Genomic DNA, 23,997 nt, shown 5'->3' on the forward strand with positions numbered 1-23,997 from the left:
CCCAAAGCGATCAAGGTGAGACCGCACCCCCGACCCCAGCCCGCTGAGCCCTTGGCCCCCTCCTCCGTGAAGGGCGAATTCCAGGAGCCGTCGCAACACCGTGATCAACTACTGGCGGTGAGAAGCACAACGAGACGCTCGGCCGGCGGCGCGCCGCCAGTACGGCCATTCCTGACCCGGGGGCGTCGTCATGCGAGCCATCTTGACCCTGAACGCCGCTTTCGATGCCCGGATAGCCTCGGTGATCAACCGCTACCGCGTACATTTCTTTCATGCTGCTGCGCGTCGGCCGAGTCGCCGCGGGAGTATCCGCGCTACTGCTGGCGGCTCCTTCCGCCATTCCCCTGGACAGCCTTGGCCCGCAGCTCGGGACCGACGAATGTCCTATCTCACCCGCCGGCGGGTGGGAGGCCGGTGACCGGCCCGGCGAGCTGGTGCCCGCCGACGGCGCCGTCTTGGTGACAATGTGCGAGATCGCCCTGCCGACGCCGCATGGGCAGGTTCCAGTGTCACCCGGGGCTCCGGTACCGGTAAGGAAACTCACCACCCAGGTCGATGCCATGGTCTCCGCCCTCAACGCGCTGCCCACGCGCGATGTGCTCGAGGCCGACCTACGCAGGCGTGAGGCTGCCAAGGGACGCGTCCAAGAAGATGACCTCCACCTCGGCGAGGTCTGCACTCTCGTCGGCTACGGCACGAGTCTGTCCTTCGTCGTGCACTACAGGGACAAGCGCAAACCCGCCGTCGTGCTGGTGAACCGCAACTGCGGCACTGCCCGGTCCGCGGGCCGGACACGGTTCGGCGATCCGAGCGACACCTTTCTCAGCTATTACCGGGCACAACTGCAGGCTCAGCCGAAGCCCGTCGTACTCACCGATTGCGCGGCCGCGTTGCCGGCCGCGAGCGTCGACCTGACCCGCCGCTGGGGTTGGCCGCGAGATGACATCGCGGCCAACCGAGGCCTCGGGGAGCGCGCTCTCCTGCCCAGCCCGCTGTCGGCGGCCGCGGCTTGCCGCTACCGGCTCGACGGCGGCCTGCTCCGGCTACAAGCCCAGGTCAACATTTCAGACGATCTCGTATCCGTACGGTCACTGATCAACACCTCGACGGCCGTGAACACCATGACCGACAGCGGAGGCACGGAAAGGGCCGCGAACCTGACCGACTGCGGGCTGAACAGGATCACGCAGCCGACAGCCCTCGACGTGGCGTGGGTGGGCGACCTCACCGGCGCCATCGCCGAGGTACGAATTTGGCGCGCCCCCTGTCAAGCCGTCTACGCCGGGTCCACAGGCGGCAAGGTTCCCACGGCAGAGCTGCTGTCCCGGTTGGACACCTGGTTGAGCAGCTAGGAGCCAAGCGCGGAGGCCACCATCGGCTCGCAGCGGCCATCTGTCGCTCACGCACTCAGGTACGAGAACGCCACCGAAGCGATCAAGGTACGCCGCGAGCTGCCTGAAGCGTGACGACCGCACAGTACGCCGGAGCGCGGTCTCGCCGCGCTCGACACCTCCACCGGGAGCCGCCCAGCCGGTGGGCTTTGAAATGGCGCCACAACAGGATGCAGTCGTCCCCGTCGAGGACGACGCGCGGACTGAGTAACGCAGGTTCATCGAGGGCACGCTCTCCGGAGAAAGCGTGCCCAGTGGGGCCAGTGTCGAGATGATGCTCGAAGCGTTGCCGATCGTCGCGCGGTTCTGCTCGCGGTTGCGGATCCGGGAGCTGGTGGACGCGGCCTGTCCGGTGCGCGATGTCGCGGAGCCCGACTCATGGGCAGATGACCATCAAGTGTGCCCGCCACCGCTCACGGCTTCAGCTTGAGCCTCTTCTTCGACGCACCCGGGAACACGACGACCAGGTGCTGCTCCTCCCCTGCATCGTCGACCCGCACATAGACACGCAGCCGGTAGCGGCCCTTCCCCACGATCGCCAGGTTCGGCATCGGGGCGCCCGCGCCCACCTCTCCGCCCTCGCCCCTCTCCGGCACGGTGAGCCGGCCGGTGCGGCTGACGATCGGCACCTCGTTGACCTGATCCCATCCGGCCGTCCGCCGTGGCGGCGCGGTGCGGAAGGCCTTCACTGTAAGGCACAGATTGCTGATGTCTGCGACGTGCCCGATGAGCACCGCGCCGCCGGCCACCCCGATTCCGCTGCTGTCGTCGTAGACCTTGTCCATCGCCTGCTCCGCCACCTCCTCGGCCGCAGGGTCTTCGGGGTCGTGGACCAGATAGCCGGGATCGCCGTCCACGAACAGGAAATATTTGGCCGTGGCCTGGGCGACACCCTTCGTACGGGGCCACGGGTCGCGGCACTTCGCGTTCTCCTCGGCGATGTAGGCGTCGTTCGCCGACTCCGTCTCGGCGGCCGACCGCAGCAGCTCGGGATAGGTCGCGCCGACGATCTGCGGGCACACGTAGACGAGGTCCCACGGGTCCGCGCCCCAGGCGGGCCGCGCGCTCCCGGCCTGCGTCAGAATCGCCTCCTGCTCGTCGCGGTCCTTTGTCCGGCACAGCGCCCGCCCGTACGCGAGGATCGCCTGGTCCGACAGGCTGTCCGGGAACATGGGCGGGACTCCGCCATCTCTGCTCCGCGCCCGGCACAGGAACGCGGCGTCGCGTTGCGCGGGTTTCAGGTCGCCGAAGCCGGGCCGGTCATAGCAGTCCGTCGACCGGCCAGTGTAGGTGAGGTGCGCGCTCTGCTCCGGGTGGATCATTGCGATGATCGGCAGTACGGTTACGGCCGCCACCGCGACGCGGATCACGCGCCGCCGCGCGGGCGGAGGGTCCGCCGGGCGTTCCTCAGCGGGCAGTTCACGGGCGGTCGCCGCCATCCACACGGTGCTGACGAGCCCCACCGCGTTCCACGTGACCAGTATCGCCACGTTGCCGCTGGAGATCCTTCCCAAGACAACGTTGAGCGGGATCACCAGCGCGTAGACGCCCACCGACAACCACCCGGCGGCCTGTGTACCGCGGCTCCACCGGCCGTCGCGCCGCTGCCCGACGACTGTGATGACGGTCGCCGCCACTCCGCCCAGCGCCAAGCCCAGTCCGACGATGTCACCCGATCCAAGCTCTGGGAGGTCGAGTTCGCCGAGCAGTTCGTCGGCCATCCCGGCCAGCTCGACCGCGAACATCGCTCCGGCCGCCGCGCGCAGCATGCGGGACCGCCAGCGGATAACGAGCAGGTAGTGGACGTCGATCGCGGCCCACAGCACGAGCTGGAACGCCGCGTCGACCGCGTCGGGGAGCAGCGCGATCGGGTACCACAGCACAAGGGTGTACGCCACCGCCAGATACAGCAGTCGGCGCAGCGCCTTCGCCCGGCGGTCCAGCGGTCCCGGCGCGGGGGCACGCAGGATCAGCCACAGGAGCGCGGCCTTCACCAGGGCGGCCACGAGCAGCACCACAGTCGTCGGGGTGTCAAACCCGTCGCGCGCGTAGAACTCCGCGTAGACCGGCGGCGACCATCCGACGGCCGCCCAGAGCCAGACGTCGCCGAGCACCAGGCCCGCGACCGCCGCCGCAAGAACCAGACCTACTAATCCAATCCTGATAATCCGCCATAAACCATCAGAAGGCACGGGACGCGATCTTAGCGCGGCACCGCCGTACGGGCGGACACAAGCGCCGACAGGCAGGACGACCTAGTGATGTGGGACTTGGTGAACTGGGCTGCGCTGACCGGTGTCCAAGCCGGCGTAGCAGATAGCGCAGATGAGGCGGATCGCCGGGCGCAGATTCGAGGACCGGCTGTCCCAGAGCCAACCTCCGGTGGTCCTAGGTCGAATGTTGTATTCCTGCCAGGTGTGGCAAGCAGGGATGATGCCCCAATGACACGTTCCCCCTTCGACCTCGGGGCCTTTCTCGCCCAGCCCCTCACGGCCCGCATCGCCACCAGCGGACCGACCGTGCGTCCAGTGTGGTATCTGTGGGAGGAAGGGGCTTTCTGGATCTTGACGGGGCCGTGGGCGAAGCTCTTCCAGCGAGTCCGCAGTGACCCTGCCGTCGCTCTTGTGGTGGACAAATGCGATCTTGGCACAGGTCTTGTCCAGCAGGTCATCGTTCGCGGGCGAGCCGTACTCGTTCCATTCGATGTGCCACGCGGGAGGCGCAAGCTGGTCCGTTACCTGGGCGAGGACGAGTCCCGTTGGGACCGCCGCTTCGTGCGCTACCTCCACGAGGATCCCGGACAACGCGGCGCGGCGTGGCTGAAGCTGACGCCCTCGTCCCTGATAGCCAAAGATCTGAGCTACCACACTTCCCTTTAGCGCATACGAGAAGATCGTTTACTTGTCGTCGAGCGGGTCCTCCTCGGGTGAGGCACCGGAGCCAGGTCACGACGAATGCCTCTGGCGAGGGAGCACTCCGTCGTTGGCTGATCGCCTTTTGCGGCAGAAGGCCACGCGGTGGCCAGGGTCCCGCCGTGGGCATCGTGCTCTAGATTGTCGGCGTTGATCCATTCGAGAAAGCTGGTTGTCCTGTGTTCAGTGAGGTCGCCAAGCGTTACGCCGAGCTGGTTCGCCGGATGACGTGGGAAGACCTGGTGTGCACGGTGACGCTTCCAGACCATGGCGTGATGACGGTCGAAGACGCGGTGCGCCGGCTCGGGCTGGATGCCGCCATCCTGCGCGCTGCGAGAGAGGTCGAGCCCGAGGACCTCGAACTTCAACAAGTCGGCGCAGGCGTCGTCACATGGTCGAACAACCCTTATCCCGATGGCAAGGAGGTGACGGATCGACTCGGCGGTGAAGGATTTCGGCACTGGTATCTAGGTAACGACATCGAGGGTAACACCACCCTGTATGCCTCCTATGGAGAGAGCGACGGGCAGCTTCGATTTCCCGAACCTGATTGGTTGCCCTTCATTGCCTGGACCGAACAGATTGGGCCGCTGGCGCCCTACGCGGAGAAATTCGCTGCCGTCTACGACACCTGGTCGGGCGAACCCGAGACCTGGTCGGACAACCCAGAGGTATCGGTGCTGGGCACGTGTCTTGCAGTGATCGAGTTGGAGAGCGGCGTTCGTCTGGACAAGGAGATGAGCAGGGGCCCGAGAATATACGTGCCGATGCCCACATGACCCCTCGTCAGCTGCAGTCAGTCAGCGCGCTTCGAGCACCGCGATGTCGCGCACCATGTAGCGGCGATGTTCGCACTCCTCCTCCATCACCACGCGCAGGCAACTGCCGACCGAGCGCGGTTCCTCGGGATAGCCGGGCGCGGGTGCGCGCGTGCACATCCGTGCCAGCTCGGTGTCGGTGAGGCCGTCGACGATACCGCGCACCAGCGCCACGCGTCCGGCGCGCGCCTCCATCACTGCCGCGTACGACGGGCGCGCATCGAGGTCCATGCCGAGTGCCGCCGCGTCCGCGGGCGGATAACCGGTGTGGGTGAGGCCGAACCGGTGGAACGGCTTCGGCTCGTCGAGGATCGTCCGGCTTGCCCAGGCGTCGGTGGCGAAGAGCAGGTGGCGAAGCGTCTCGACGAAGGACCATTCGCCGTCGACCCGTTCGTGGCGAGCCGGTTCCGGCAGCCTCTCCGCGCGGGCGGTCGTTTCCCGCCAGAGCCGTTCGATGGTGTCCCACATCACGCGGAAGTCATCGGCTGTCCGCATCTGTCGCAGTTGTACGCGCTCGGGATGTCGCCGGTCGAGCTCGGCCTCGACGAAGGGGGTGACGTCCACGTCGTTGACGAGGAAGTTGCGTACGTCTCCCGACACGCTGACGTCCACGAGCAAGGAGTCGACGATCTTGATCTGGCGCATGTCGCAGTCGCGGAATCTCGCGGCCGCGAAGGTGGCGCCGGTGAAGCTCGCCCCACGGAACGCGTCGGTATTGTCGTACTGCGTGGTCATCGCGCCATTGTGCCCGTACCGGCCGTGACGGTACAGCCGCCCTGCCGCTCTCGACCTCGCCACAAACAAGCGTCGTACGAACCGGTGTCCGCCTACCTGGAAATTCCCTTTACCGGCGCACGCCCCAGTGACCACCATGATTCCTGTGATCACAAAGCTGATGGAGCATTACACCAAGGAAACCTCCGAGAGCACCCGGCTCACAAGGTCGCCGCACGGCAGATTGGAGTACCTGCGTACCCAAGAGCTGCTGCGGAGAACGTTGATGCCGCCTCCGGCGCGTATTCTCGACGTCGGCGGCGGTACGGGAGTGCACGCGCGGTGGCTGGCCGCAGACGGCTACGAGGTGCACCTGGTCGATCCGGTGCCTGCCCATGTCCAGGCCGCGGCGACTCTCCCCGGCGTCAGTACGGAGCTGGGCGATGCCCGCCAGCTGAGTGCCCCGGACCACAGCGCGGATGTCGTCCTGCTGTTCGGCCCGCTCTACCACTTGACCGAACCGGCCGACCGCGCGCAGGCGCTCGCCGAGGCCCGGCGGGTGCTGCGTCCGGGAGGCCTCGTGGCGGTCGCCGCCATCAGCCGCTACCTGTCGCTTCTGGAAGCCGGCACGACCGGGCAACTCACGGAGATGACCCCCGCGGTCGAGGCCCTCATCGCCACCGGCGACTACGACGGGCACCTCGGCTTCATGCCCACCCACTTCCACACGGCAGAGGAACTGAGGGCGGAAGTGCGGAACGCGGGGTTGAAGGAGACGCAGGTGTACGGAATCGAAGGGCCGGCGTGGACTGCTCTGGACGTTGCCGGCGAAGGAGAGTTCGACCGGCTTGTGGACGCGGCCCTGCAGTGTGCTCGCATCGCCGAACAGGATCCCCTGATGATCAACGCGAGCGCCCATCTTCTGGCCGTCGCTCAGGCATAGCGAGAACGAACGTCCGCGTCCCTGTCCGTGACAGACGGCCGAATGATCGTGCAGACAACGAGCGCTGCAGGTCACATCGACGATGGCGTGGGCCTTGATGGCCGACGCCCTCCCCCGGCCCTGCGCAGCCGCCCCACGACGCCCCCGCCGAACTGCCGCGAGCCGTTCGGGCCGGCCCGAACGGGCGTGCCTCCGAGCACGAACAGCAGCGACAAGATCGCCATCGTCGTGATGATCGCCGATCCCGAACGTCCTCGGCACGTCGGCCTGGCAGCTCTCGGCCCTTGACCGCCAGCGGCTCACGACCCGAGCGGTGAGGCCGGCCCCGGGCGGTGGGCGCGGGCTCGACCGACGTCATCGGGCCCGTCGGGCAATGGCGAGCCCGTCGTTGATCGGCGCGCGATACCAGGTCAGGAGGGCGAACGTCACACATTGACGAATCAACAGCTGAAATTTCATGACCCATCCATGCCGCATACAGAGTTTTCAGCTGTTTGTCGGTTTACGCTGCCCCGCATGTCTGTAAAGTCCCGGGCTACAGCGATCCTCGTTGCGGCCGGCGTCGTCGCCGGTGCGATCGCAGCCCTGTCCTCACCCTCTTCGGCCGCGGCCCCCGGAACCGTGGTCATCAGCCAGGTCTACGGCGGAGGCGGCAACACCGGAGCTCCCTTCACCAACGACTACCTGGAGCTGTTCAACCGCAGTGGCGCCCCCGTGTCCCTGGACGGCTGGTCCGTGCAGTACACCAGCGCCAGCGGCACCGGGAACTTCGCCTCCAACAAGGCCGACCTCTCCGGCAGCATCGCCCCCGGCCAGCACCACCTCGTACAGCTCGCCGCCGGCACCACCCCCAGCGGCGCGCTGCCCCAGCCCGACAGCGTCGGCTCCATCAACATGAGCGGCACCGCAGGCAAGGTGGCGCTGGTCCGCTCGAGCGACGGGCTGGCCTGCAACGGCTCCTCCACCCCCTGCGCCGACGCCCAGCTCGCGCTGATCGCCGACCTGGTCGGGTACGGCACCGCGAACTTCTTCGAAGGCACCGCCGCCCCCGCGCTCACCAACACCACCGGCGCGTTCCGCAAGGGCGGCGGCTGCACCGACACCGACGACAACGGCGCCGACTTCGAGACCGCGGCCCCCGCGCCACGCAACGGCGCCGCCCCCGCGGCCCCCTGCGGCGGCGGTGACCCGTCACCGTCCCCGACCGTGACGCCGACCCCCACCCCGACCGTCACGCCCACCGAGAGCTGCGACACCGCGCCCACCCACCAGATCTCCGAGGTGCAGGGAAGCGGTGAGGCCAGCCCGGTCGCCGGTCAGAACGTCCGGGTCGAGGGCATCGTCACCGGCTCCTTCCAGGGCTCGGGCCAGTTCGGCGGCTTCTACGTGCAAGCGCTCAAGCCGGATGCCGACCCGGCCACCTCCGAGGCGCTGTTCGTGTTCTCCTCCTCACCGGTCAAGACCGGTGACCGAGTACTCGTCTCCGGCAAGGCGATCGAGTACAACGGCCTCACCGAGATCTCGCCGGTCACCGCGGTGACCGTGTGCGGCACCGGCGCGATCAAGGCGACCAAGGTGAAACTGCCGCTCAAGAAGGGCGTCACCTTCGAGCGGTACGAGGGCATGCTCGTCACGTTCGACGGCGACCTCGCCGCCTCCGAGATCTACAACCTCGGCCGGTTCGGTGAGATCACCCTCGCCGGAGGCGGCCGGCTGTGGCAGCCGACGGACCGCAAGGGTGTGAACACCGAGAAGGACGCGCGGCGCGCCATCCTCCTCGACGACGCCTCGAGCGTGCAGAACCCGCCCACCCTGCCGTACCACACCACGGGATCGAACACCGTCCGCATCGGCGACACGGTGAAGAACCTGACCGGCGTCCTGACGTACGGCTTCGACGCCTACCGTGTCCAGCCGACCAAGCCGGTGGTCTTCAAGGCCGACAACCCCCGGCCCGCGAAGCCCGCCAAGGTCGGCGGCGACGTCCAGGTGGCCAGCCTCAACACGCTCAACTGGTTCACCACGCTCAAGTCCCGCGGCGCCACCACCGCCGCCGAGCGGGACCGCCAGCTCGCCAAGCTGGTCGCCAACATCACGACGCTCAACCCTGCCGTGGCCGGGCTGATGGAGGTCGAGCGCAACAACGACGTGGCGCTCAACACCCTGGTCGACGCGCTCAACGCCAAGGCCGGCGCCGGCACGTACAAGGCGATCACGCACCCCAACCCGGGCACCGACCTCATCCAGACCGCGCTGATCTATCAGCCGGCCAAGGTCACCCCGACCGGTCCGGCGCGGTCGTCGTCCGACGCGATCTTCAACCGGCCGCCGCTGGTGCAGACCTTCGCCAAGGCCGGCGGGGGCGGGAAGTCCTTCACGGTGCTGGTGAACCACTTCAAGTCCAAGGGCTGCACCGACGCCGACGGCCCGGCCTCCGGTGACGACGCCGACCAGGGCGACGGGCAGGCCTGCTACAACGCCAAGCGCGTCAAGCAGGCCAAGGCCGTGCTGGCCCTGATCGACAGCCTCAAGCTGCAGAACGTGCTCGTCCTCGGCGACATCAACGCCTACGGCGAGGAGGACCCCATCCACGCGTTCGAGGACGCCGGGCTGACCAGCCTGAGCAAGACGTACGTCAAGAAGAACGACCGCTACAGCTACGTCTTCGACGCCCTGTCCGGGGAGCTCGACCACGTGCTGGCCGACAAGAGCGCGAGCAAGCTGGTGACCGGCGCCACCATCTGGCACATCAACTCCGACGAGGGCCGGTTCATGGACTACAACACCGAGTTCAACCCGCCGTCCCTGTACGCGCCCGACCCGTTCCGCTCCTCCGACCACGACCCGCTGCTGGTGGGCCTGAAGCTCTGAGATCGCACGCGGGCCGCGGCGGCGACACCGCCGCGGCCCGCCTGCCGGTCGCAGGACTGCTCGCAGTCAGACGGTCTCACCCAGCTGTTCGGCCACCTGCTCCAGGCCACTCCTGATGAGCCGCCCATAGTCGTCGTCGCCGAGCGCGCCGATCCCGTCCCGCGCCTGCTGGAGGTGCTCGCGGGCGTGGTCGAGATCGCCCAGCTTGCGGTAGCACTCACTCAAGTTCAGGTGCAACGACGGATACAGGCCGGCCACCGAAAGCGGCACCCCGGCCTGGGCCACCCGCTCATCAGTGATCAGGCCGACGGCGGCAAGCGCCCGCAGATCCCATGTCAGCTCCTCGTGCACGTCGTCCTGCACATCGGCCATCGAGTGGGCGAGGACGCAAACATGCAGCGGGTCGCCTTGCTCGCCGCCGATGTCGTCCCAGATCTGCGCGAACAACTCGCGAGCCGCTTCACGCTGACCCTGCTGGTGATTCAACTCCACCCCCTGGCCGATCCGGGCCATCGTCGGGTCGGTGGTCATCAGCGGCTCCTTCACTGTCGCGGGCGATCGCGGCGAGTCTAGTCGCCTTACAGGGCTTGACGATCTTCAACCGGCTGACCGGTGGTGCTGGACAACGCCTCGGCGTACCAGGCAAGCCGTAGACCTGGCAACGAGATCGGATCTGAGGATCAGGACGAATAGACGACTGCGGCGCGCAGCCGCTCCGCGTAGGCGCGGCGGCGGTCGGCGGGGAGCCAGTCGGGCTGCGGAGGCGTTCCGTAGAGGTCGTCGCCGGGGTAACGGGGGAAGAGGTGCTGGTGGAAGTGCCAGACATCCTGGTTGCCTGCGGGCTCGTTGTGCTGGCGGGTGGAGACCCCCGCGCAGTCGTAGGCGGTGCGCATGGCGCGGGCGAGCATTCGGGTGGCGTCGAAGATCGCGTGGCCGTCGGCGGCGGGGAGGTCGTAGAGGTTCTCGTGATGGGCGACGGGGATGATCAGCAGGTGTCCCGCGTTCCGCGGCCACCAGCGGGGGCAGATCATCGCGAAGACGCGCTCGTCGCGGTAGACCACGTCGGGTTCGCGGTCCGGGGTGAGGTGGCAGAACGGGCAGTGGTAATCGGCGGGTTCGTGGTTGTGCACCGGGCGCCTCCCTGGCTGGTTGTCGGCGTCCGTGGAGTCTAGTTTCGGCGAGGCTCGCCGCGGTTCGCGCCCTGAAGGGGAACTTCGCGGGTGACCGGCGATCGGCCAAGTGCGCGATCACGGCTTCCGGTACCCCGCTCCAGAACGTCGCCCCCATCGCAGCCGCTCGTCTTGACAGGCAGCCATCCGGCTGCCTAAATTAAAGGCAGCCAAAAGGCTGCATATCGACGGGCGGCAACCCGGATACGAGGGCGGACATGGACGAGGTGTTCAAGGCGCTGGCCGATCCGAGCCGGCGCGCGCTGCTCGACTCGCTCAACGCCCGCAACGGGCAGACGCTGCGCGAGCTGTGCGCCGGGCTCGACATGGCCAGGCAGTCCGTCAGCAAGCACCTCGCGGTGCTGGAGGAGGCCGGGCTCGTCACCACCGTGCGACGGGGCCGGGAGAAGCTGCACTACCTCAACGCCGCGCCCGTGCACGAGATCGCCCACCGATGGATCAGCCGCTACGACCAGGCCAGGGTCCAAGCCCTGGCGGACCTGAAACTCGCCCTGGAGGAGACCCCGATGGACGCGCCGACCTTCGTCTACACCACCTACATCCGCACCACCCCGCAGAAGCTCTGGCAGGCGCTGACCGAGCCCGCCTTCACCCGCCGCTACTGGGCCACGGAGTTCACCACGGACTGGTCCGTCGGCTCGCCGATGACCTGGGACAACCACGGCGTGCTGATCAGCGACCCGGAGCAGGTCGTGCTGGAGGCCGAACCCTACAGCCGGCTCTCCTACACCTGGCACGCCATCACCCCGGAGCTCGCCAAGCGCTTCGGCTGGGACGAGGAGATGCTCGCCCGGCTGTCCGGCGAGGCCCGCTCGAAGGTCACCTTCACGATTGAGGAGGCGGCCGCGCAGGTCGTGAAGCTCACCGTCGTACACGACGGCTTCGAGTCCGGATCGAGCCTGGCAGAGATGGTCAGCCACGGCTGGCCGAACGTGGTGGCGAGCCTGAAGTCGCTGCTGGAGACCGGCGAGCCGCTGCCGGAGGATGCGTAACCTCCCCGATCAGGGCTGGACGACGTCGCGAGGCACCTCCGGGTCTGCGCGCCCAGGCCGGGGGTGCTGATGGAGGCCGACGCGGGGTGACTGATTCATGTCGAGGCCGGCCTCCACGCGTCCATCAGCAAGGAGGGCCCGTATATCCCGCAAGCCGACGAATCTCCTCCAGCGGGTAGGGGGCCTGCCGGCTGTGGCGCTGGAACGTACGGTAGAAATCGGACATCACTGCGGCGACCGGCGCGTGCCGGGCGATGATTGCCGCGGCCTCCTCCGGGATTCCCGTGGGACGCTCGCCCTCCGCGTAGGCACGCACCCGCTTGTAGCGGCCCTCTCCGTCGCCTCTCCGCAGTCCGTACAGAGCGGTGACCAGCCAGTCCACCATGTACGTGGCGGCATAGCAGCGGTCGTAGGTCTGATGCCGGCCGAAGAAGTCGGCCTCGTCCTGTGACAGCTCGAACTCGGAGGAAATGGAGAGGCCGTAGTCCGCGAAGTAGAGGCGTTGGCCGTCGGTCAGGATGTTCTCGAAGTGCGCGTCGAAGTGCAGCAGCCCGCGGCTGTTCATGAACGAGATGCCGGCCGCCAGCTCCCTCTCCACCATGGCGCAGGCTCGGTTGGTGGCCTGGTCTCCCGCCTCGACCTGAGTGCCCAGCCACTGGTGCAGGTTCTGCGGGATGTACTCCAGGAACAGCGCGATGCTCGCCGAGGACTGCCGGCGAGCCTGGATCCGGCGGCGCATCTGCGATCCGCCGCCCCAGTAAGCGACGGCCCGTTCGATGTCGGCCAGTTCTTCGGGCAGGGGCGTCGAATCCGGCAACACCCGCCAGTGATACGTCAGGGGGAAGCCCTCGTGTTCCGCCGCAAGCACCCAGTTCGTCGTCATGGTGTGCACGGCGAGCTCCCTCCAGACCCCGAAACCCGGCCCGCCGATGATGCCGACGCCGTAGTGACAGAAATCGGGAAGATCAAACAGATTCGCCGTGGACCGGACGTGCTCAGGTTGCCTCTCCAGATCGGTAAGCGGCACCCGCTTCACAAAGACCGGGGATCCGGCGATCTCCAGCAGGGCCGACTTCCCGCCGATGCCGGATCCGATGGGTACGGCCGTGTCCACGAGCTCGCTCAGGGCGCGATCGCTGTGCAAGGCCAGGGAGGTGGAGACGGCGCCATGGGCGGTAAGACGCGCGGCGCGCGACATGTCGGGACACTTCACTGTGGCTTCCACCTGGGTGTCGACCTCGATTCTGGTATGGCCACGCAGTCCGGCGCGCGTATTGATCAATGGCCTGGGCTCGGCGGCTAGCTGCCGCCGCCACCCGAATCGCCGCCCGAGCCGCCTGCGTCACAGCCGGTGCCGTTCGCGCCGGGCATGGAGTTCAGGCCCGCGTGGTACGCCGGCCCGTCGTACGGCAGGTGGCGGCCCCTGACGGGACGCCTTGGCCCGGAGCCTTTGCGGAACAGCAGCGACCACGCCGACCGGACGACGATCCCCCCAACCGCAACCATGAACAGGACTGCTACCACCGTCGAGACGGTCATCAGCTCCCCTCCCCCTCTACTGATCATGTTAACCAACGGTGAGGACCCATGATCGGAAGAGGCTGGGGAGCCGGCTCCGCACAGACTGTCGGGCGCTGTCGAAGAACGAGCATTCGATGACTGCCAGGTCGTGTCACCGATGCTCGATGGAATCAAGCCAAGACGCAGACGAGTGCACGGTGGTGAAGCGAAACGCCCGCAAAGGAGCAAAGCGGGGATCGTGGATGCGCTGCTGGATGTCCGTTTGTCGCGCCGCATGCTGGGACCACGCCCACCATGCGGGGTGATCTCGCCGGAACCATTCCGCCACGGTCTCCCTGTTCCCGTTGAAAATCGGTTCGCGCAGAAGTGTTCTGCGCAATGACCGCCGCAGGATCCGGGGCATGATGACGCGCCGGGGGTAGTCCAGCCATACGACGGTGTCGGCATGTTCCCACAGCAGGTCACGGACTTCCGGGTAGCCGTACGAGTCGAAGACCCAGGCCCGTGTACGGGCGATCTCCGCGACCTGGTCGGGGAACCGCTCGTTCACGGCCCAGCCGGGGCCGGCGAAGTACAGGGCGTCCATCTCGTGATACGGCACGGCGAGCCGGCTGCTCAGGGCCCGCGCCATGGTGGATTTCCCGGCCCCGCTGATGCCCACGACGAGGATGCGCTGCATCCATGCAGGCTAAGCCCGGTGCGTAGCGGGGCAAACGCGAGGGCGCCTGCTCACGGATCATGATGAACCCGCTCAACGTTCGCCGTCGCGGGACAACTGACCGGCGAACGCTGCTGCTGGTCACCAGCGAAACCAGCGTCACCTGAAACCCGCGCGCGCCCGGTCCGTCGCCTTCCTGGGCAGGTGCTGTTCAGCGGGGAGACGGGTGAGCCCGATCGTGACATGCCACCTCAGCCGGTCGAGTGATCAGCCGGGCCGGTTGCCCGTCGGAATCACGATCTTGGTTTGTGCGCCCTTGGTGAGGTAGTACGTGGTCCACTTCTTGACCATCTCGTCGAGAAGCCAGGCGGCGGCGGGCACCAGCGGCAGCCCGATCAGCCCTTCCCGGAACTGCACCAGCAGCGGCCAAGCGGTCTTGACCACCGGGTCCCACAGCGGCTCGCGTGGGACGCCGTTCCAGTCGGCCACCTGGTTGCCGGTGAGGTATCTGGCGAACGCGTTGACGAGAGACTTGTCGATGCCGCCGGGGCTGGTCAGCTCCGCGAGCATGTTCCGCAGGATGGCGTTGAGTTCCACCCCCTCCGGGGTCGGCCCCATGTTCCTGGGCAGGACCAGGTCCGACTGGGCGTAGGAGGAGTCCCAGGTGGCGGGGAGGAACTCGTCCCTGATGCCGAGCATGTGCCCCAGCATCTGCACCGAGTGCAGGTACCCCGCCGTCTCGGTGGAGGAGATGCGCACCTTCCATTCCCGCATCCCGCGCATGGAGTAGGTCGCCAGGGTGTGCCACGTGACGAGCATGTCCTCCTGGCTGATCGGGATGGGGCCGGACCAGTGGGGAGACGACTTCAGCAGGTGCCGCACCGCCGCATGCACCAGCCGGGTCTTCACGGCCTCGACCACGGCCGTGCCGCCGGCCCCCCAGGCGTTCTGGGGTCTGACCGCGTACGCCAGGATGTTCGTCTTGGCGATCCGGTCTTTCAGATCCGCGCCGCCCGCGGAGTAGTAGACAGCGCGTGCCTCCTTGGGGATCGCGGTGGCCAGCATCCCGGCGCCGACAATGGTGAGGACGACGATGTAGTTCCCCTTGAGCGCGTGGAAGCGCGCCCCGGCGTCCAGCAGGGTTGGGTCGGCCCACGACGGCAGCTGCCGCGCCTGCTCGATGAAGGCCCGCAGATCCTCCGGCAATCCCGCGGGCAGGGGCTGGTCGTTGCGGTTCCAGTCATACAGCAGCCGGTTGACCTCGGGTATGACGCCGCGGTCGAACAGTGAGGCGAGGAGCGGATCGGCCACGTCGTCCCACACCCATCGGGGGTCGGCGCCGCTGCCGGAGCCCGCGATCGAACCACTGGCCGGCCAGGTCCAGTCGTCGGACAGGGAGTCCGCCTGGGCCGGGGAGATCATCCCTAACGCGCCGAGCGCTCCCATGGCGGTACCGGAGATCAGTACTTCGCGCCTGCTCAACTCTGCCATGCTCTGCACTCCTTCGAGGTGGGGTCCCGATCAGGGCATGCGAGAAAACGGATGATACGAAGAAACAAATCATGAGTCTGTGTATCATCATCAGAGCACAGCGTGACGGGCATCACAAGACCGTGTTTGAGGCAGAATCCTTACAGGAGGTGAGCGTGGAATCTGTGCTGTCCGGATTCATGGCGCTGTCGGACTCGGATTCCTTGCTGCAGCGCGCCTATGTCGACGCCGTCGAGCGCGTCGACGACAGCGACGAGCTACGGACGCGCATCCTTGACGCGGCGTACGAGCAGTTCTGCCGGATGGGCATCAGGCGCTCCACCATGGAGGACGTCGCCCGGCTGGCGAAGGTGTCGCGGATCACGGTCTACCGGCGGTTCGACACGAAGGACACGCTGATCGAACACGTGGTACGCCGGGAGTTCCGCCGCTATTTCGACCAGTTCCTCATCGACATCGAACAGGCCGGCACCGCTGCCGACAGGGTGGTGCTGGGCTTCGTGAGCTCATTGCGCGCAATTCGTGGCAACCCGCTGATCGGCGGACTCATCGCCACGGAACCGGACCTGCTGGTCCCCTCCATGACGGCTGACGGGGGTCAGACCCTCGCCACCGTACGGCATTTCGTCGCCGGCCAGCTCCGCAGCGAGCAACGCGCGGGAAACGTGTCGAGCAGCCTTGACGTCGACCTCGTGGCCGAGATGATGGTGCGGATCTCCACCTCTTTCCTGACGATCCCCAGTGCCGTCATCAACCTGGATGACGACGAGCAACTGGCCGCGGTGGCCAGGCGGTTCCTCGTGCCCATGCTGGAGCCGCCGGCCTGAGCGCCCACTCGGGGCAGCAGAGCTCGTACGGCCCGGTCGGGACGAAGCGCTCCAAATGAGGACCAGTGGTGTCGGCGGGCGGGGCCTACGGACGCCGATGCCACTGGCAGCTGGGCCGCTGGTTTCATGCGTGCGCTCCCTCGAATGCGGCGGTGAGCTCGCCGGTGGTGGTGATGGCGTGGGCGAAGGTGGGGCCGTTCAGCTCGTGCGCGGCGTGCATCATCTCGGGCAGGAACGCCGCGGTGGCGTCTCGCTCAGACCGCTGCCGCGAGTTGAACGGCAGGCCGGCGCCCGGTCGGCCCGCACGGGGCGCGTGGCCGCACCCACCAGCCCCATCTTCGGCGTGCCGCGGGGCACCTCCGGGCGGCGGCGCAGATCCCGGTCCCGGTCGATGCCGCGGCAGACCTGCCTGGCCGCCAGGGCCTCAGCCGGCCACGGCGTGGGCCAGGGCCATCCCGCACACCCCGCCGCCGAGCCCGGCTGTCACGCTCGTGAGGACGTTGGCCAGCGCCGCGAAGCGCGACCCGTCCTGGGCCAGGCGCAGTGTCTCGTAACTGAAGGTGGAGTAGGTGGTCAGGGTTCCGCAGAAGCCGACCCCGGCGGCGGCCAGCAACGCGGGGTCGTCGGGCAAGGCGGCCAGGAAGCCCAGCAGCAGCGAGCCGAACACGTTGACGGCGAAGGTGCCCCACGGGAAAACGGTGTCGTGGCGGGCTTGAACGAACCGGTCGGTCAGATAGCGCAGCGGCGCGCCGAGCGCCGCGCCGAGGGCCACCAGCAGGATCGTCATCCGGCCTGCCCTGCGCCGGTACGGCCGACGTAGCGGATCACCTCGACCGGGTCGATGATGACCAGTCCCTCGGTGACCAGTTCGTCCAGTTGGGGCAGGAAGGCGCGGATCTTGTCGCCGGCGTCGACGATGATGATCGCCAGCGGCAGGTCTTCCGACAGCGACAGGATGCGGCTGGTGTGGACGCGGTTGGAGGCGCCGTAGCCTTCCATGCCGCGAAAGACGCTGGCGCCGGCCAGGCCCGCCTGGTGGGCGCGGTGCACGATCTCGTGATAAAGCGGCCGGTGGTGCCAGATGTCGGTGTCGCCGACGAACACGGTCAGCCGGAGCGCGGACCCTTCCAGCTTCATGTCTGCCTCCTCTGCCCGGCCCAACGGGCCAAGGTTCGTGTCGCCCCGCTGCCCGCCCATACCGCTGCCAGCGCCATCACGGGCGTGGCCACCAGATACAGCAGCGCCCCGCGTGGGGCGCCGGCCGCCAGCAACCGGCCGGCATCAACGATGTAGGTGGAGAACGTGGTGAACCCGCCCAGCACGCCGACACCCAGCAACGGCCGTACCCACGCGGGCGCGTCCCAGATCTCGGTGATGGCCACCATCAGCATCCCGATCAGCAGACAGCCCGAAACATTGATGGCGAACGTCGTCCACGGAAACCCACCAGGCGGATGCGGAAAGGCCACTCCCAGCCCGTAACGGGCCAGCGCGCCCAGGACACCTCCCAGCGAGATCACCGCCAGCGTCGCCCATGGGGCACGGCGCAGCTCCGCGCGCTGAGCGGGCACACGCAGATCGACATCGGCGTCCACCGGACGCTCCACCTCGCGACGGGACACAGCAGCCTCCTACCGGCATGACGACAGCACACCTGGTAGGGACCGTTGGCGGCCGAAAGCCACGGTTACCCGCCGCTTGGACAAGCGGCGAGGCGGTGGGCCCCACCACCGCGCCCCCCGAAAGGAGACTCCACATCCGAGTCTACCGATCAGCCAGACCCTGCCGGGCACCGGCCCACCTGCCGTGCCTCCGACGGCAGCGGTCACCCGGCGTTGTCGCCGGGGAGGTAGACGCCGGCTATGGAGGGGCGCTTGCCCTCGTTCTTGCCGGTCTGGCCGATCCTCTCGCAGGAGCTACAGCTGGAGACGATCAGCGGCACCCTGGCCACCAGTGCGGCCATGACTGGCATCCCCCACGCGTGCGCTTCTCCGCACGTGGACTTCCTGCGGCATGAAGACCGGCGTCGGGGCGGCTGTGATGGCCGCTCCGAACGAGTGTCGGAGCGGCCGGATCACCAGGAAAGGAAGCCCAGCCGCACGCTGGGCTGTCGCACAATCGTGGCTTACCCCGGTGGGTGGGCTCCCTAGCGCGATAGCCGTCATTCAGTGCTCTGGCTTGACCAAGCCGTACGAGCCGCCGTACACACGCGCTCCCCAAGAGGACCGACCGCCCTCACGGCGCGGAGAAACGCGCACGTGTTCTCGCACCTAAATGGTCGGATCACGATGCTGCTGCCTCGTGCGAGACCAGTTCGATACCGGTGATGATCGCAGGCTTGATCCGGATGACGTAGTCCAGTTGCCGGCTGCCCCAGGGGCGCAGCAGCCGCTGATAGCGGGCGATCTCGCCCGGCTCCTTCACCAGTTCCGCGCTCCCTCTGACGATGACGCTCCAGCCGAGGTGTGTGACCGGATCGATGTCGTCGGCCTCGTAGGCGACCACGGTCACCAGGCCGTCGACAGCCGAGACCACGGCGGCTCCGATGTGGCTGCGAACGATCACCTGCCCGTTGTCCAGGAGGTGGTTGACCGGCCGGATGTCCGGCAGGGCCTGATAGGAGAACACCAGCCGTCCCAGCGACACCGACCCCAGCCGCTCCAGCGCCGCAGCCTGTGACAGCGGCCGGATGAGGCGTTCGCGCATGCTCATCACCGTGCGAGCGGTCCGGCGGCGACCCGGAAGCCGGTGACCAGTTCCGGCCGCAGCCGTACCACCACGTCGACGAGCTCGCCGGGCCAGGCCTGGAGCCTGATCTGGGCCTGCTTCACCTCCTGGGGCTCCTCCACCAGCCCGGCCCCCCCGGTCAGCACCACGCTCCAGCCCAACCGGGTGGCCGCATCCAGCATGTCCGCCTCGTACACCACGTGGCAGACCCGCCGCAACAGCGCGGCGAGCTCCGGCTCGTAGCGCAGCCCGATCAGCAAGCCGTCGCCGTCCATGGCGTGTACCACGAACCGGAGGGCCGGCATCGCCCGGCTGATGAACACGATCCTGCCGAAGGTGACATTCCCCAAAAGCCGCAGCGACTCATCGCGAGACAGTTGACTGCTCACCGGTGCGGGCGGCGTTGCCTGCTGTTGCACAGCTCCACGATCGCGCACCGGCCTCACCCCCTGGTAGGGACCAAAGTCCCTCGCCTTGATCTCTCTCCGCAGCGGCGCGAGCCGATCCCGGCACGCGCCACGAAGCATGAACGAGTAGCGTCGGCGAACCGGGCTGCTGCGGCTCCTCATCGTCGCTGAGATGGGCCAGGCGAGCGGGTGCCTGAATCAGAGGGCCGCCGCCCGGCCATAGATCGCGCGTAACCACGGCCGGCGAACCGCCGGCAGCCGCACCAGCGTGTCGCGGAACGCCTGCCAGTCGGGGCAGAAACGGTCGTACGGCAACAGCGGCGGCGGATCGTCTCGGCGTACGTCGGCGGGCATCCGGTTCGCTGCGAGGAGAAGCCGCCGGTCGTCATGGAAGGCCAGGTACGTCCACACCTCGGCGGCCAGCGGCACCACCGCCTCCGCGCCGGACGGCCATGCCCGGCCGGTCTGCGGATGCCGCGGCACCATGACGAGGTCCCCGGACGTGGCGGGCAGCCCCGGCCCGGCCAGGACGAGACGCCGTTCCGGCGGGCCCGCCGGAAGCATCCTGTCGAGCGCCCCGCGGAACACCTGCGCGGCAAGCCCATCGGGCACGCCCACCGGCTTCCCGCCCGAGGCCGCCAGCAGGTGGGCCAGCGACACCCCGACCGCCGCCCGCCACTCGAGGCTCCACCATCCGGGCTCCTCAACGGGCGGTATGCCGGGATACTCCTCCCGCAGCGACTCCCAGCCGATCACCCGGCAGGCGGGGCCCGCCACGCTGACGGGGTGCACGGCGTCCGGATCCAGCCACGCCACGTACCAGCGGTAGCAGTCGTCGACGAGGGTGGCCACCGCGCACCCGCACTCCGCGCACGCCAGGTTGGGGCCGGCGCTGCCGCTCAGGCCACAACAGGAGTTGTCGTCCCGCCGCAAGATGTGGACGGTTCCACGCAGATCGCCCGGCGCAACCCCGATCCGTCCCGAGGGGCCGTACGGCAGCGAATACACCGGCGCGTAAACGCCGCGGGCCTCCGCCCCCTCCGCGCCGACCTCGTCCCACAACCGGTACGGCGGAAAGGACGGCTTGGGGTCCACCGCGTACGTCCCCGGCTCCAGGAGCGAGGGGAGCTTGCGGTCGCCACACGACTGGCGTGCGTGATCGGGCAGTTCGACCCGCGACACCCGCTCGGTCAGCACGGCACCGCATCCTGCACAGGCGAAAACGACCAAATGCCCCTCCGACGGCCTCGATGATTCGCTCATGCTGCCGCAAACCGGGGCTGTCGGGAAGGCGGACGCCCTCGTCTCCGCCGCGGCGGGACGACTTGCGTGGGGCGGCCGTGCTCCGGTCGTGACCCGCTTGCGGCAAGATCACGGTTCGTGAAGAAGACTACGATCACGGCCCTGGTGGCCTGCGGCTCCCTGCTGGCGGCAGCCGCGCCCGCCCAGGCCGCTCCCAAGGATCCCGTACGCGCGCTCAAGAGCAAGCTCACCTCCGGGCACGGAGTACGGTTCACCGAAACGACCACGCTCTCGGGCGATGACAAGACCAAGATTCAGAGCCGCAAGGGGACCTTCCAGTTCAACGCCAAGGGCGTGGCGGCCTCCGACATCAGCGCCGTCCCCGTGGGCCGCCCCCGCGAGCGGACGATCAGCGTCGGCAAGGTCAGCTACACCTCGGGCGGCCTGTGGGAAGACCGCTTACCGGAGGGCAAGTCCTGGCTCAAGACCAACGGCCTGCTCGGCGGCGGCAGCGGCTTCTACGGGCAGGTCATCAACCCCGTCGAGCCGACGACCCTGGCAGCGCTGGTCAAGAAGGGCAAGCTGAGCGGGAGCACGCTCACAGGGAAGATCACCTTCAAGGAGCTGGAGAAGGTGTCGCGCTGGTTCGGGGCGTCGATTCCGCTGCGCATGCACAACGACACGAAGGTCTCCTACACGCTCACGCTGACCTCTGCCGGGCTGGTGAGCAGGGTGAAGTCGTCGTACGCGGCCACGGGCGTGTTCGACAACAATCAGTTCGAAGGCAAGACGATCACGATCGACAGCCGCTTCACCGGGTGGGGCGCCAAGGTGTCCATCAAGGCGCCGGACCCCGAGACGGTGACCACCGACATAGGCAACTGACCGTCCTCGTCCGCACCGGGGCCCGGGCCACCGCACCACTGGCGGCCTGGGCCCACGCATGGCCCGCGTGCTCTCGGGCGCGGCGCCGTCGAGCATGGGGCTCTTGAGCATCAGCGCCAAGCGGTGTCCGTACGTACCGACTGGAGAACGTGCTGGTCAATGGGTACGGCGGCGGGGGCCGCCATGGTGACGGCTTCGGGGCCCCGGAACCGGCACCCGCGTCGACCTCGATCACTCGTGGCGGCCTACGAGCCGGACGAAGATCAGAAGAGGCAGGGGACACGACGCTGTGGGATGCGACTCGGCCGCCATCACCCATGATTCGTACATAATCCGGGCATTCGGGAGGGTCAGAGCATGTTCTTGATCGGCTGGGGTGTTTCCAGCACAGGCTGGGCGAGGATCTCGGTCGCCTCCCGGGGTGTGAGCAGGCGGGCGTCGCGCAGGAGGCTGACGGACTCCTCCCACTGTTTCCGTGCTTCGCCATGCCGTTCCAGGGCATGCAGCGTGGTGCCGAGCCACCAGCGTGACACGGCTTCCCCCAGGCGGTATCCCGACTCGCGGAGGAGTCGCACGGCCTCCGTGTAGCTGTCCACCGCCTCGGTCAACCGACCTGCGTGGCGGTAGACGTCGCCCAGCGAGTCGTGCGCTGTGCCCCCACCGGCGCGCGGGTCCGCCTTCGGCCACAGCTCCACCAACTGGCGTGCTTCCGCGATCGCTTCCTCGAAGCGCCCCTGCCGGAAGTAGACGTGCACCCGGTTGTTGCGGAGCGCGGCCGTTGCCCCAGGGCGTTCGGCGTCGTCGTTGAGCGCCAGAGCAGACTCCAGGTAGGCGAGCGCGTCGTCGAGACGGCCCACAATCGTGTGGATGACACCGAGGTTGCTGAGGGCTGCCACCTTCCTTCGGGGCAGTTCGGCGCGATCCCAGTCGGTCAGAGCCGCCTTCAGTTGCGCGATCGCGGCGTCGTGGCGGCCCTGGTCTCGGTAGACCCAGCCGAGGAAGCTGCGGAGCTGGGCCTTGTCCTCCCATGCCGCGATGCGGTCGGCCACCTCGATGGCGTGCGCGTAGATGTCGGCCAGTTGCGTGTGCCAGCCCTGGTAGCAGAAGGGCCAGTGGAGTCCGACGACCAGGCCGATGGCGGTCGCCGGGTCGGGGCCGGCCAGCGCCTGCTGCGCGGCCGCGAGCAGGTTGTCCCGCTCGCCCTCGACCCATCGTCCCGCCTCGGCTGGGTCCTTGAAGATGACGTCGGGCAACTCGACAGGGCGTCGCAGTACGAGGGCATCGCGGCTGAGGAGGGTGTTCGCCATCCAGAGGGTGGTCAGGTAGTGGTGGAACGCGCGCCGTATGGCGGAGGTACGTTCCTCCGCTGGAAGGTCCTGATGTGCCCGTTCGCGGGCATAAAGGCCGACCAGGTCGTGGAACCGGTAGCGGTAGGGTCCGGCGGGTTCGAGGAGGCGGGCGTCCTGGAGGCGGTCCAGGGCGTCTTCGGCGCGGTGGAGGGGCCAGCCGGTCAGGGCGGCGGTGGCGGCGGGGGTGTGCGTGGGCAGGCTGAGCAGGCCGAGCAGGGGCAGCAGGTGGGCGGCGTCGCGGCCGGTGGGTTCTTCGTCGAGGTGACGGTGGCTGACCGCGATGCCGGCGCGGATGGCCAGGTCGGCGTACTCCAGCGTGTCCAGGCGGCGGGTGGCGTCGGCCAGCCGTACTTCCAGGTCGGACAGAGTCCAGTCGGGGCGGGCGGCCAGGCGGGCGCCGATGATCCGCAAGGCGAGGGGGAAGCCGCCGCACAGGTGGATGACCCGCTCGGCCGCCTGCGGTTCGGCGTGTACCCGGTCGGGGCCGGCCAGGCGGGACAGCAGCGCGGCGGCGTCGGCGGGGTTCAGGGTGCCCAGGTGGAGGTGGTGGGTGTTGTCCAGGGTGGCCAGCGGGTCCCGGCTGGTGATCAGGACCCGGCAGCCGGGGCCGGCGGGGACGAGCGGGCGGATCTGACGAACATCGCGGGCGTTGTCCAGGATGACCAGCAGGTTGCAGGTCGCGGTCAGGGAGCGGAAGCGGGCGGCGGCCTCGCCCGGGTCGGCGGGAACGGCAGCGCCGTCCAGGCCGAGGGAGCGCAGCAGGTGGCGCAGGGCTTGTGCCGGGGTCAGCGGGTCGAGTCCAGGGGTGGATCCGTGCAGGTTGAGGTAGATGACGCCGTCGGTGAACCGGGCGCCCAAGGCATGGGCGAGGTGGACGGCCAGGGCGGATTTGCCGATGCCGCCGGGTCCGTCGATCACGGTGATGGCGGGTCCGTGGGTGGGCCTGCCGGCGGGGCTGTGGGCGGGGTCGTGGGTGGGGTTGAGGGTGGTGCGGAGGTGGTTGATCTCGGTGGTGCGGGCGGTGAAGGCGTGGGTGTCGGGGGGTAGTTCGGCCGGGAG

The 23,997-nt window shown here is 68.3% G+C and carries 24 protein-coding genes; 8 read left to right on the plus strand and 16 right to left on the minus strand.

What is annotated here, in order from left to right:
• Positions 1-272 precede the first annotated feature (272 nt).
• Positions 273-1,352: a hypothetical protein gene (locus tag ABZS69_RS57835; protein ID WP_355390471.1), complete on the plus strand. Its 1,080-nt coding sequence runs from the start codon at positions 273-275 to the stop codon at positions 1,350-1,352.
• Between the two features lie 452 nt (positions 1,353-1,804).
• Here the strand turns inward: ABZS69_RS57835 and ABZS69_RS57840 are convergent, their stop codons facing one another.
• Entirely contained in the window at positions 1,805-3,583 is a 1,779-nt protein-coding gene (locus tag ABZS69_RS57840) for a hypothetical protein (RefSeq protein WP_355390474.1), read from the minus strand.
• Positions 3,584-3,832: 249 nt separating this feature from the next.
• Between ABZS69_RS57840 and ABZS69_RS57845 the strand changes: the two genes are divergently transcribed.
• The gene (locus ABZS69_RS57845; protein WP_355390477.1) at positions 3,833-4,270 is read left to right on the plus strand and encodes a pyridoxamine 5'-phosphate oxidase family protein; all 438 of its coding nucleotides are present in this window, start codon (positions 3,833-3,835) and stop codon (positions 4,268-4,270) included.
• 212 nt (positions 4,271-4,482) lie between these two features.
• The gene (locus ABZS69_RS57850; protein ID WP_355390480.1) at positions 4,483-5,082 is read left to right on the plus strand and encodes a hypothetical protein; all 600 of its coding nucleotides are present in this window, start codon (positions 4,483-4,485) and stop codon (positions 5,080-5,082) included.
• Positions 5,083-5,103: 21 nt separating this feature from the next.
• On the opposite strand, the gene ABZS69_RS57855 is transcribed toward ABZS69_RS57850, so the two are convergent.
• Positions 5,104-5,856 (minus strand): DinB family protein, encoded by a 753-nt coding sequence (locus tag ABZS69_RS57855; protein ID WP_355390483.1) that lies wholly within the window; start codon positions 5,854-5,856, stop codon positions 5,104-5,106.
• 145 nt (positions 5,857-6,001) lie between these two features.
• Between ABZS69_RS57855 and ABZS69_RS57860 the strand changes: the two genes are divergently transcribed.
• Together ABZS69_RS57860 and ABZS69_RS57865 are read left to right on the plus strand one after the other, a co-directional pair.
• Positions 6,002-6,778 carry a methyltransferase domain-containing protein gene (locus tag ABZS69_RS57860; protein WP_355390486.1) on the plus strand — a complete coding sequence of 259 codons (777 nt, stop codon included), beginning with the start codon at positions 6,002-6,004 and terminating at the stop codon, positions 6,776-6,778.
• Positions 6,779-7,294: 516 nt separating this feature from the next.
• Positions 7,295-9,649 (plus strand): ExeM/NucH family extracellular endonuclease, encoded by a 2,355-nt coding sequence (locus ABZS69_RS57865; RefSeq protein WP_355390489.1) that lies wholly within the window; start codon positions 7,295-7,297, stop codon positions 9,647-9,649.
• 66 nt (positions 9,650-9,715) lie between these two features.
• Here ABZS69_RS57865 and ABZS69_RS57870 read toward each other — a convergent pair whose 3' ends face one another.
• Together ABZS69_RS57870 and ABZS69_RS57875 are read right to left on the minus strand one after the other, a co-directional pair.
• A complete protein-coding gene (locus ABZS69_RS57870) occupies positions 9,716-10,180 on the minus strand; it encodes a tetratricopeptide repeat protein (protein WP_355390492.1) in 465 nt (154 codons plus the stop codon).
• Between the two features lie 149 nt (positions 10,181-10,329).
• Positions 10,330-10,779, minus strand: a complete 450-nt coding sequence (locus tag ABZS69_RS57875; protein WP_355390495.1) for an HIT family protein — start codon at positions 10,777-10,779, stop codon at positions 10,330-10,332.
• 257 nt (positions 10,780-11,036) lie between these two features.
• Here ABZS69_RS57875 and ABZS69_RS57880 point away from each other — a divergent pair, with 257 nt between their 5' ends.
• Positions 11,037-11,831: a metalloregulator ArsR/SmtB family transcription factor gene (locus ABZS69_RS57880; RefSeq protein WP_355390498.1), complete on the plus strand. Its 795-nt coding sequence runs from the start codon at positions 11,037-11,039 to the stop codon at positions 11,829-11,831.
• A gap of 124 nt (positions 11,832-11,955) precedes the next feature.
• Here the strand turns inward: ABZS69_RS57880 and ABZS69_RS57885 are convergent, their stop codons facing one another.
• The 4 genes from ABZS69_RS57885 to ABZS69_RS57900 form a co-directional block, all read right to left on the minus strand.
• Positions 11,956-13,113: a serine/threonine-protein kinase gene (locus tag ABZS69_RS57885; protein ID WP_355390501.1), complete on the minus strand. Its 1,158-nt coding sequence runs from the start codon at positions 13,111-13,113 to the stop codon at positions 11,956-11,958.
• A gap of 17 nt (positions 13,114-13,130) precedes the next feature.
• Positions 13,131-13,397 carry a hypothetical protein gene (locus ABZS69_RS57890; protein ID WP_355390503.1) on the minus strand — a complete coding sequence of 89 codons (267 nt, stop codon included), beginning with the start codon at positions 13,395-13,397 and terminating at the stop codon, positions 13,131-13,133.
• Positions 13,398-13,503: 106 nt separating this feature from the next.
• Positions 13,504-14,031, minus strand: coding sequence for a hypothetical protein (locus ABZS69_RS57895; RefSeq protein WP_355390506.1), 528 nt, complete (start codon positions 14,029-14,031; stop codon positions 13,504-13,506).
• A 246-nt stretch (positions 14,032-14,277) separates the two neighbouring features.
• Positions 14,278-15,501 carry an oxygenase MpaB family protein gene (locus ABZS69_RS57900; RefSeq protein ID WP_355390509.1) on the minus strand — a complete coding sequence of 408 codons (1,224 nt, stop codon included), beginning with the start codon at positions 15,499-15,501 and terminating at the stop codon, positions 14,278-14,280.
• A gap of 179 nt (positions 15,502-15,680) precedes the next feature.
• On the opposite strand from ABZS69_RS57900, the gene ABZS69_RS57905 reads away from it, so the two are divergent.
• A complete protein-coding gene (locus ABZS69_RS57905) occupies positions 15,681-16,328 on the plus strand; it encodes a TetR family transcriptional regulator (RefSeq protein ID WP_355390543.1) in 648 nt (215 codons plus the stop codon).
• A gap of 424 nt (positions 16,329-16,752) precedes the next feature.
• Here the strand turns inward: ABZS69_RS57905 and crcB (ABZS69_RS57910) are convergent, their stop codons facing one another.
• The 7 genes from crcB (ABZS69_RS57910) to ABZS69_RS57940 form a co-directional block, all read right to left on the minus strand.
• Complete coding sequence (crcB, locus tag ABZS69_RS57910) at positions 16,753-17,115, minus strand: fluoride efflux transporter CrcB (protein ID WP_355390512.1); 363 nt, start codon at positions 17,113-17,115, stop codon at positions 16,753-16,755.
• Entirely contained in the window at positions 17,112-17,465 is a 354-nt protein-coding gene (locus ABZS69_RS57915; protein ID WP_355390515.1) for a DUF190 domain-containing protein, read from the minus strand. Before ABZS69_RS57915 ends, crcB (ABZS69_RS57910) begins: the two co-directional genes overlap by 4 nt.
• Positions 17,462-17,923, minus strand: a complete 462-nt coding sequence (gene crcB, locus ABZS69_RS57920) for a fluoride efflux transporter CrcB (protein ID WP_355390518.1) — start codon at positions 17,921-17,923, stop codon at positions 17,462-17,464. Before crcB (ABZS69_RS57920) ends, ABZS69_RS57915 begins: the two co-directional genes overlap by 4 nt.
• A gap of 230 nt (positions 17,924-18,153) precedes the next feature.
• Complete coding sequence (locus ABZS69_RS57925) at positions 18,154-18,291, minus strand: hypothetical protein (protein WP_355390520.1); 138 nt, start codon at positions 18,289-18,291, stop codon at positions 18,154-18,156.
• A gap of 320 nt (positions 18,292-18,611) precedes the next feature.
• Positions 18,612-19,034 (minus strand): pyridoxamine 5'-phosphate oxidase family protein, encoded by a 423-nt coding sequence (locus tag ABZS69_RS57930; protein WP_355390523.1) that lies wholly within the window; start codon positions 19,032-19,034, stop codon positions 18,612-18,614.
• A gap of 5 nt (positions 19,035-19,039) precedes the next feature.
• Positions 19,040-19,624: a pyridoxamine 5'-phosphate oxidase family protein gene (locus ABZS69_RS57935; RefSeq protein WP_355390526.1), complete on the minus strand. Its 585-nt coding sequence runs from the start codon at positions 19,622-19,624 to the stop codon at positions 19,040-19,042.
• Between the two features lie 36 nt (positions 19,625-19,660).
• Complete coding sequence (locus tag ABZS69_RS57940; RefSeq protein WP_355390529.1) at positions 19,661-20,659, minus strand: hypothetical protein; 999 nt, start codon at positions 20,657-20,659, stop codon at positions 19,661-19,663.
• Positions 20,660-20,842: 183 nt separating this feature from the next.
• Between ABZS69_RS57940 and ABZS69_RS57945 the strand changes: the two genes are divergently transcribed.
• On the plus strand, positions 20,843-21,589 hold the full coding sequence (locus ABZS69_RS57945; RefSeq protein WP_355390532.1) for a hypothetical protein: 747 nt from the start codon (positions 20,843-20,845) through the stop codon (positions 21,587-21,589).
• Positions 21,590-21,939: 350 nt separating this feature from the next.
• Here ABZS69_RS57945 and ABZS69_RS57950 read toward each other — a convergent pair.
• A partial coding sequence (locus tag ABZS69_RS57950; RefSeq protein ID WP_355390535.1) for a tetratricopeptide repeat protein occupies positions 21,940-23,997 on the minus strand: 2,058 nt, incomplete at its 5' end.

Source organism: Nonomuraea sp. NPDC005650 (assembly GCF_040605375.1).
Classification (GTDB): Bacteria; Actinomycetota; Actinomycetes; order Streptosporangiales; family Streptosporangiaceae; genus Nonomuraea.

Excerpts from the sequence above, each read along its gene's own strand:
- crcB (WP_355390512.1), bottom strand. The coding sequence starts at position 17,115 with ATGACGATCCTGCTGGTGGCCCTCGGCGCGGCGCTCGGCGCGCCGCTG.
- ABZS69_RS57900 (WP_355390509.1), bottom strand. The coding sequence starts at position 15,501 with ATGGCAGAGTTGAGCAGGCGCGAAGTACTGATCTCCGGTACCGCCATG.
- ABZS69_RS57845 (WP_355390477.1), top strand. The coding sequence starts at position 3,833 with ATGACACGTTCCCCCTTCGACCTCGGGGCCTTTCTCGCCCAGCCCCTC.
- ABZS69_RS57890 (WP_355390503.1), bottom strand. The coding sequence starts at position 13,397 with ATGATCAGTAGAGGGGGAGGGGAGCTGATGACCGTCTCGACGGTGGTA.
- ABZS69_RS57855 (WP_355390483.1), bottom strand. The coding sequence starts at position 5,856 with ATGACCACGCAGTACGACAATACCGACGCGTTCCGTGGGGCGAGCTTC.
- ABZS69_RS57915 (WP_355390515.1), bottom strand. The coding sequence starts at position 17,465 with ATGAAGCTGGAAGGGTCCGCGCTCCGGCTGACCGTGTTCGTCGGCGAC.
- ABZS69_RS57895 (WP_355390506.1), bottom strand. The coding sequence starts at position 14,031 with ATGCAGCGCATCCTCGTCGTGGGCATCAGCGGGGCCGGGAAATCCACC.
- ABZS69_RS57935 (WP_355390526.1), bottom strand. The coding sequence starts at position 19,624 with ATGAGGAGCCGCAGCAGCCCGGTTCGCCGACGCTACTCGTTCATGCTT.
- ABZS69_RS57925 (WP_355390520.1), bottom strand. The coding sequence starts at position 18,291 with ATGGCCGCACTGGTGGCCAGGGTGCCGCTGATCGTCTCCAGCTGTAGC.
- ABZS69_RS57880 (WP_355390498.1), top strand. The coding sequence starts at position 11,037 with ATGGACGAGGTGTTCAAGGCGCTGGCCGATCCGAGCCGGCGCGCGCTG.
- ABZS69_RS57870 (WP_355390492.1), bottom strand. The coding sequence starts at position 10,180 with ATGACCACCGACCCGACGATGGCCCGGATCGGCCAGGGGGTGGAGTTG.
- ABZS69_RS57835 (WP_355390471.1), top strand. The coding sequence starts at position 273 with ATGCTGCTGCGCGTCGGCCGAGTCGCCGCGGGAGTATCCGCGCTACTG.
- ABZS69_RS57930 (WP_355390523.1), bottom strand. The coding sequence starts at position 19,034 with ATGCGCGAACGCCTCATCCGGCCGCTGTCACAGGCTGCGGCGCTGGAG.
- ABZS69_RS57865 (WP_355390489.1), top strand. The coding sequence starts at position 7,295 with ATGTCTGTAAAGTCCCGGGCTACAGCGATCCTCGTTGCGGCCGGCGTC.
- ABZS69_RS57905 (WP_355390543.1), top strand. The coding sequence starts at position 15,681 with ATGGCGCTGTCGGACTCGGATTCCTTGCTGCAGCGCGCCTATGTCGAC.